A 5,691-nucleotide genomic window follows, 5' to 3' on the forward strand; every position below is an offset into this window, starting at 1 on the left:
CTCATATATGAAGCAAATGAAGCATTAAGGAGAAAGAAAATGGAGGGATTTATCGCCTTACTTGTACTGCTTGCTTATTTGACTAAAAAAATAATGATCAACTTCCGAAAGGAAAAGTATTATCGTGAGATAGTCGTCTACCTTTGTCTTATAGGTTTGGGTCTATTCTTTTGGGGAGCGATTACACTCCGTAAAGAAGTTCCTACGCCTCTGTACTTTTTAGAGGCACTCGTTAAGCCTCTTACTAGAACCGTTCATCATTTGTTATTCACGTGAGCACGCATGTAGGAGAGAAGGTGTGTATGATGCAAATAAAAGAATTTATTAGTCCGAAACAATTTCTTTTTCTCATTTATGTTTTTTGTATCGGAAGCGCCATCTTGGCAGTTCCGGCTACATTATTAGAGACGAATAGACAAAATGCGTGGTTTTGCGGTGTGCTTGCTATTGGCTTTGCACTTTTAATCGTTGCGGTGCTTTTATGGCTGATTCAGCGTTACCCTCAGCAAACATTCATTCAAATAGCTAAAAAGGCGCTAGGTCCTTATGCAGGAACGTGTATTTCTCTTATTTACATTTTCTTTATGTTCATTCAGTCTACGTTTTCGCTTCGAGATATCAGTACATTCATGACGACTCAAATTGTCCCTGAAACGCTGCCTACATGGATTCATGCTCTTGTTCTTTTAGCTGTTATATACGGAGGGTATCTAGGTATTGAAGTGGTAGCAAGAACCGCGGAAATCTTTTTGCCTTGGATTGTGGTCCCCTTTTTATTGTTAATTGTTTTAAATATTCCTCAGATGAAAATTGATCATCTTTATCCTTTTTTTGAATTCAGCATGGGTGATTTAGTATTAGGGACCACTTATTTTTTAGGAAACCCGTTTATGGAATTGGTTTTTATTCTGATGATTACGCCTCATATAAAAGATGGAAAAAAGATAAAAAGAATGTTTGTTATCGGCACTGTCGCATCGGGCTTGACGATTACGATTGCAGTTGCGGCTTGTATATTAGCTCTTGGCGCGAATATTGCATCGATGCACAGCTACCCAGTTTATTTATTAGGAAAAATGATTTCGTTAGGTGCAACGATTCAGCATGTTGAAGTATTAGTAGCTATTATTTGGATGTTATCTATCTTTTTTAAAGTTGTCATTGTGTTCTATGCTATTCAGTTAAGTATCGTCCAATTGTGTAATTTACGGGTGCGCAATTTTTTAAGCTTTCCTTTAGGTATAATTATTACAGGCGTGGCATATTACATTATTCCCAACACAGCGTACTTCAATTATTTTGAAAAATATTACTGGCCGTTTTATTTATTTGTATTAAGCGTCTGTTTTCCGTTGTTATTTATTGCGCTTTCTTATATGAAGAAAAATAAGGCAGCTAAAGGCGATAGAAGTCAACAAACATAGCATTATTTATACGCATGTGGTATAATACGATGACAATTCAAGAAGAAACGCCGTACACGTTTGGATACGTACGGGAGAGGTTCGAAAACTCCCTCTATAAAAAACTAAGATCATCGTTGATGACAAAAGACACGGTTTTAGCGTGTCTTCTTTCACGTGCTTTTCTATCAACGCGTCTTTTTAACGTGTATGCTGGCGAGGACGTGTATCTTAGTTGCTTTTTAGGGAGATTGCTGGAAAAGAGCAGTCTCTTTTTTGTGTTATAAAATTAGTCACAAAGGGAACGAACGGTTCAATAAAGTTTCTTCTTCTTTTGATTTCAATCAAAAAGGAGACGAACAATAATGATGAAAAATGAAAAAGCTATTGTTGTATTTAGCGGAGGTCAAGATAGTACAACATGTCTATTTTGGGCTTTGAAAAACTTTAAAGAAGTAGAAACGGTTACTTTTCAATATGGTCAGCGCCATAGTCAAGAGATAGAGGTAGCAAAAGCTATCGCAGCTGATTTAGGTGTGAAGCATACCGTACTAGATATGTCACTTTTAAATCAATTAGCACCAAATGCCTTAACGCGAGATGATATTGAGATCGAGCAAAAAGAAGGAGAGTTGCCTACAACGTTTGTTGACGGCCGCAATCTTTTATTTTTATCATTTGCAGCCGTACTGGCTAAAAACAGCGGAGGCCGTCATATCGTAACAGGCGTTTGTGAAACTGATTTTTCGGGATATCCAGACTGTCGAGATGTATTTGTAAAATCGTTAAACGTCACGCTTAATTTATCAATGGACTTTGAATTTGTGATTCATACGCCCCTTATGTGGATTGATAAAGCAGAAACGTGGGCGTTAGCGGATGAGCTAGGGGCGCTTGAGTATGTGCGTGAAAAAACATTAACATGCTACAACGGTATTGTTGCTGATGGATGCGGCGAATGTCCCGCATGTCAATTGCGAAAACGCGGGTTAGATCAATATATGCAAACGAAAGAAGGAGGAGAGAAATAATGCTGCAACAAATGTATCCTCAAGTATTTCATGACTATGAATATGAACTGAACAAAGATATGCAGTTTGCTGCGGCACATTTTGTTCCTCACACAGAAGCAGGAAAATGCCGTCAAGTTCATGGACATACGTATTTCGTAAATCTAACTGTTGCCGGAGATACATTAGACGAAGCGGGCTTTTTAGTAAACTTTGCGCTATTGAAAAAAATTGTTTCTGGTCAATTTGATCATACATTATTGAACGATCATTCTATCTTTAACGAAGAAAATCCAAATGATTTTCCTACAACTGAAGTTGTTGCCCGTAAAATTTATGAGTTGGTTCAAGAATATCTAGACACACTACCAAATAAGCCTTCTTGCGTACAAGTATTCGTGCGGGAAACGCCGACAAGTTACGTAGTTTACCGCCCAAAGAAGGTGAAAAAACGTGGCTAATACAATTCCAGTACTTGAAATATTCGGACCAACGATTCAAGGGGAAGGAATGGTTGTAGGACGTAAGACGATGTTTGTTCGTACCGCGGGCTGTGATTATTCCTGCAGCTGGTGTGATTCAGCTTTTACATGGGATGGATCGGCTAAAAACGATATTCGTCAGCTAACAGCAGAACAAATTTGGACGGAGCTAAAAGAAATTGGAGGAGAGTACTTTGATCACGTCACCATTTCTGGAGGAAACCCTGCGCTTATCAAGGCGATTGGTTCACTTGTAGAGCTTTTGCACAGTCAAGGGGTAAAAGCAGCTCTTGAAACACAGGGGAGCCGTTATCAGGATTGGTTCCTAAAGATCGATGATTTAACGATTTCTCCTAAGCCTCCAAGTTCATTAATGAAAACAAATTTCTCCGTATTAGACGATATTATAGAGACATTAATAAAGGAAAAACGCAAGGCGCACATAAGCATAAAAGTCGTTGTATTTAATGATGAGGACTTTGAGTATGCAGCGTCTGTTCATGAACGTTATCCTGAGGTTCCATTTTTTGTTCAAGTAGGAAACGAGGACTTAACGACAATCGATAATGCGTCGTTAACACAAGAATTGCTTAAAAAGTATGAGTGGTTAATCGATAAGGCAGTGGCAGCAAAAAACATGAACGATGTAAGAGTTCTGCCGCAGGTTCACGCCCTTGTTTGGGGAAATAAACGAGGCGTGTAAGCGCATAGCAAAAAATTTACAAAGAAAAATAAAAACAGATATATACAAAATAAAAAAACGCTGTTAGAATGACAATCGTAGAAAGAGAGGAAATGCAAATGAGCGGTCGAAAAGATGAAGAATTAGAAGGTGTATCACTCCTTGGAAATCAAGGAACAAACTATTTGTTTGAATATGCACCAGAGATTCTAGAAGCATTTGATAACAAACACCCAAATCGTGATTATTTTGTGAAATTCAACTGTCCGGAATTTACGAGCTTATGTCCAAAAACAGGTCAGCCGGATTTCGCAACCATTTATATTAGTTACATTCCAGATGAAAAAATGGTAGAAAGCAAGTCGTTAAAGCTTTATTTATTCAGCTTCCGTAACCATGGAGATTTCCATGAAGACTGTATGAACATTATTATGAATGACTTAATTAAACTGATGAATCCAAGATATATTGAAGTATGGGGAAAATTCACACCACGCGGCGGAATCTCAATTGATCCATATACAAACTATGGCCGTCCCGGTACGAAGTATGAAGAAATGGCTAATTATCGCCTGATGAATCATGATTTATACCCAGAAACAATTGATAATCGTTAATTCGAACAAACAGGTTGTGTATGCAACCTGTTTTCCATTGCAAAAACAACAGGTGAGAAGGTGAAAGAATGTCACAGAGATCAGCATTAGTATTAGGTGCAAGCGGACTTGTTGGTCAAGAACTTTTAAAAATGTTATTAAGCAACAGCTTATATAACCATGTGACAGTGTTTGTTCGAAAAAAGCTACCAATCGAACACACAAAGCTACGTCAGCTTGAAATTGATTTTTCAGAGCTTGATAAGCACGAAGAATGCTTTGCAGTTGATGATGTATATTGCTGTTTAGGCACGACAATGAAAAAAGCAAAAACAAAAGCGAAATTCATTAAAGTGGACTACGAATTTCCTTTAAAAGCAGCTAAATGTGCAGAAAAATATCGCTGCAAAAACTTTTTAACGATCACAGCAATTGGTGCTGATCTTCGTTCGCCATTCTTTTACAGTAAAGTAAAGGGGCAAGTAGAAGAAGATATCGCAAGTTTGTATATCCGTTCTACTCACTTTTTCCGCCCATCGTTATTATTAGGCAAGCGCCAAGAGTTTCGCCTATTTGAAAAGATTGGGGGATACACGTTAAAGTCGTGTTCATTTTGCCTTGTAGGAAAGTGGAGAAAGTATCGTCCAATTAAAGCTTATAACGTAGCCAAATCGATGATGAAAGCTGCTTTTGAAGATAAATGTGGGGTTCATGTACATGAAAGCCAAGACATTTATACAGGTGAATGCTATTATTCGTTTACCAACGGCAAGCGAGTATTATCAAAATAAAGAAAAGCCTCTTCATAAGAAGGGGCTTTTTTTCTATCTTCCGTCACCATCCGMATCTCCATCTCCACCGCTATCTCCATCGCCATCATGATCGTGGTTAGAAGCAGTTTCACTCCAGCTTGTGTAGGAGTTAGAATCTTCTTCGGCATAATTCATGGGTTCAACGGATGTTTTTTTATTTGAAGTTTGTTTGCGTTTAAAAACGAACTGCACGATGAAAAAAAGAATGACAATAAGAGCAACGATAAACAATACAGTATCAAACATGCTAGTAATTCCTTTCGGTAAGAAGATAGTAGTAGCTTGTTCTTATTGTCACACGAAAATAAGCCCCTTTCAAGAAAAAATGGGGCCTGTTTTTGTTTCTTTAAGGAAACTTTTTTTATCTCAGCCATATATTATTGTATAAAGAAACATTTTAGAAAAGAGGGAGTACAGTGAAAAAAAATTCGAAGGATGTTAAGGTGCAACAGTATATTTACCTCATGTATAAGCTGGGGATTATTACAGAAGAACAAAAGAATCAATTCTTTCAAAATCAATAAAAAAGCAACCGCTTTTGCTGTTCGGCTGCTTTTTTCCTTTACATAGCTGGATTAATGATGATGTAGTTTTTGTGGTTGACAACAGTTCGCTGCTCTAAGTCTAAATCGCGGTAGTTTGTCATGTAAGTCAAATCTACAATCACGGAGTTTTCATTTACTTTTTCCACAATGCCCTGTAAGCC

Annotated in this window: 9 protein-coding genes and 1 riboswitch; of the genes, 7 read left to right on the forward strand and 2 right to left on the reverse strand. The window is 37.7% G+C overall.

Features of this window, described 5'->3' with window-relative positions; genetic code table 11:
• The 7 genes from AC1DRF_RS15360 to AC1DRF_RS15390 form a co-directional block, all read left to right on the forward strand.
• Window positions 1-276, forward strand: a 276-nt coding sequence (locus tag AC1DRF_RS15360) for a hypothetical protein (protein WP_477741075.1), incomplete at its 5' end; no start/stop codon positions are given.
• 26 nt (window positions 277-302) lie between these two features.
• Window positions 303-1,424, forward strand: a complete 1,122-nt coding sequence (locus AC1DRF_RS15365) for a GerAB/ArcD/ProY family transporter (RefSeq protein ID WP_427075475.1) — start codon at window positions 303-305, stop codon at window positions 1,422-1,424.
• A 70-nt stretch (window positions 1,425-1,494) separates the two neighbouring features.
• Window positions 1,495-1,538, forward strand: a riboswitch (PreQ1 riboswitch).
• 230 nt (window positions 1,539-1,768) lie between these two features.
• Complete coding sequence (queC, locus tag AC1DRF_RS15370) at window positions 1,769-2,434, forward strand: 7-cyano-7-deazaguanine synthase QueC (protein WP_043979622.1); 666 nt, start codon at window positions 1,769-1,771, stop codon at window positions 2,432-2,434.
• Window positions 2,434-2,874 (forward strand): 6-carboxytetrahydropterin synthase QueD, encoded by a 441-nt coding sequence (gene queD, locus AC1DRF_RS15375; protein ID WP_013055983.1) that lies wholly within the window; start codon window positions 2,434-2,436, stop codon window positions 2,872-2,874. The genes queC and queD overlap by 1 nt, the downstream gene beginning before the upstream one ends.
• A complete protein-coding gene (gene queE / locus AC1DRF_RS15380) occupies window positions 2,867-3,598 on the forward strand; it encodes a 7-carboxy-7-deazaguanine synthase QueE (protein ID WP_427075474.1) in 732 nt (243 codons plus the stop codon). The genes queD and queE overlap by 8 nt, the downstream gene beginning before the upstream one ends.
• Before the next feature lie 98 nt (window positions 3,599-3,696).
• Complete coding sequence (queF, locus tag AC1DRF_RS15385) at window positions 3,697-4,194, forward strand: preQ(1) synthase (protein ID WP_013082243.1); 498 nt, start codon at window positions 3,697-3,699, stop codon at window positions 4,192-4,194.
• A gap of 68 nt (window positions 4,195-4,262) precedes the next feature.
• Window positions 4,263-4,964 (forward strand): NAD(P)H-binding protein, encoded by a 702-nt coding sequence (locus AC1DRF_RS15390; RefSeq protein WP_427075473.1) that lies wholly within the window; start codon window positions 4,263-4,265, stop codon window positions 4,962-4,964.
• Window positions 4,965-4,997: 33 nt separating this feature from the next.
• Here the strand turns inward: AC1DRF_RS15390 and AC1DRF_RS15395 are convergent, their stop codons facing one another.
• Both AC1DRF_RS15395 and AC1DRF_RS15400 read right to left on the reverse strand, forming a co-directional pair.
• Window positions 4,998-5,231: a hypothetical protein gene (locus tag AC1DRF_RS15395; RefSeq protein WP_477741076.1), complete on the reverse strand. Its 234-nt coding sequence runs from the start codon at window positions 5,229-5,231 to the stop codon at window positions 4,998-5,000.
• 316 nt (window positions 5,232-5,547) lie between these two features.
• On the reverse strand, window positions 5,548-5,691 hold a 144-nt coding region (locus AC1DRF_RS15400), incomplete at its 5' end, for a DUF2187 family protein (RefSeq protein WP_477741077.1).

Source organism: Priestia sp. P5_B4, from assembly GCF_056400385.1.

What these genes read in the sequence shown, in the direction of transcription:
- AC1DRF_RS15365 (WP_427075475.1), top strand. Translation starts at nt 303, where the DNA reads ATGATGCAAATAAAAGAATTTATTAGTCCGAAACAATTTCTTTTTCTC.
- queC (WP_043979622.1), top strand. Translation starts at nt 1,769, where the DNA reads ATGATGAAAAATGAAAAAGCTATTGTTGTATTTAGCGGAGGTCAAGAT.
- queD (WP_013055983.1), top strand. Translation starts at nt 2,434, where the DNA reads ATGCTGCAACAAATGTATCCTCAAGTATTTCATGACTATGAATATGAA.
- queF (WP_013082243.1), top strand. Translation starts at nt 3,697, where the DNA reads ATGAGCGGTCGAAAAGATGAAGAATTAGAAGGTGTATCACTCCTTGGA.
- AC1DRF_RS15390 (WP_427075473.1), top strand. Translation starts at nt 4,263, where the DNA reads ATGTCACAGAGATCAGCATTAGTATTAGGTGCAAGCGGACTTGTTGGT.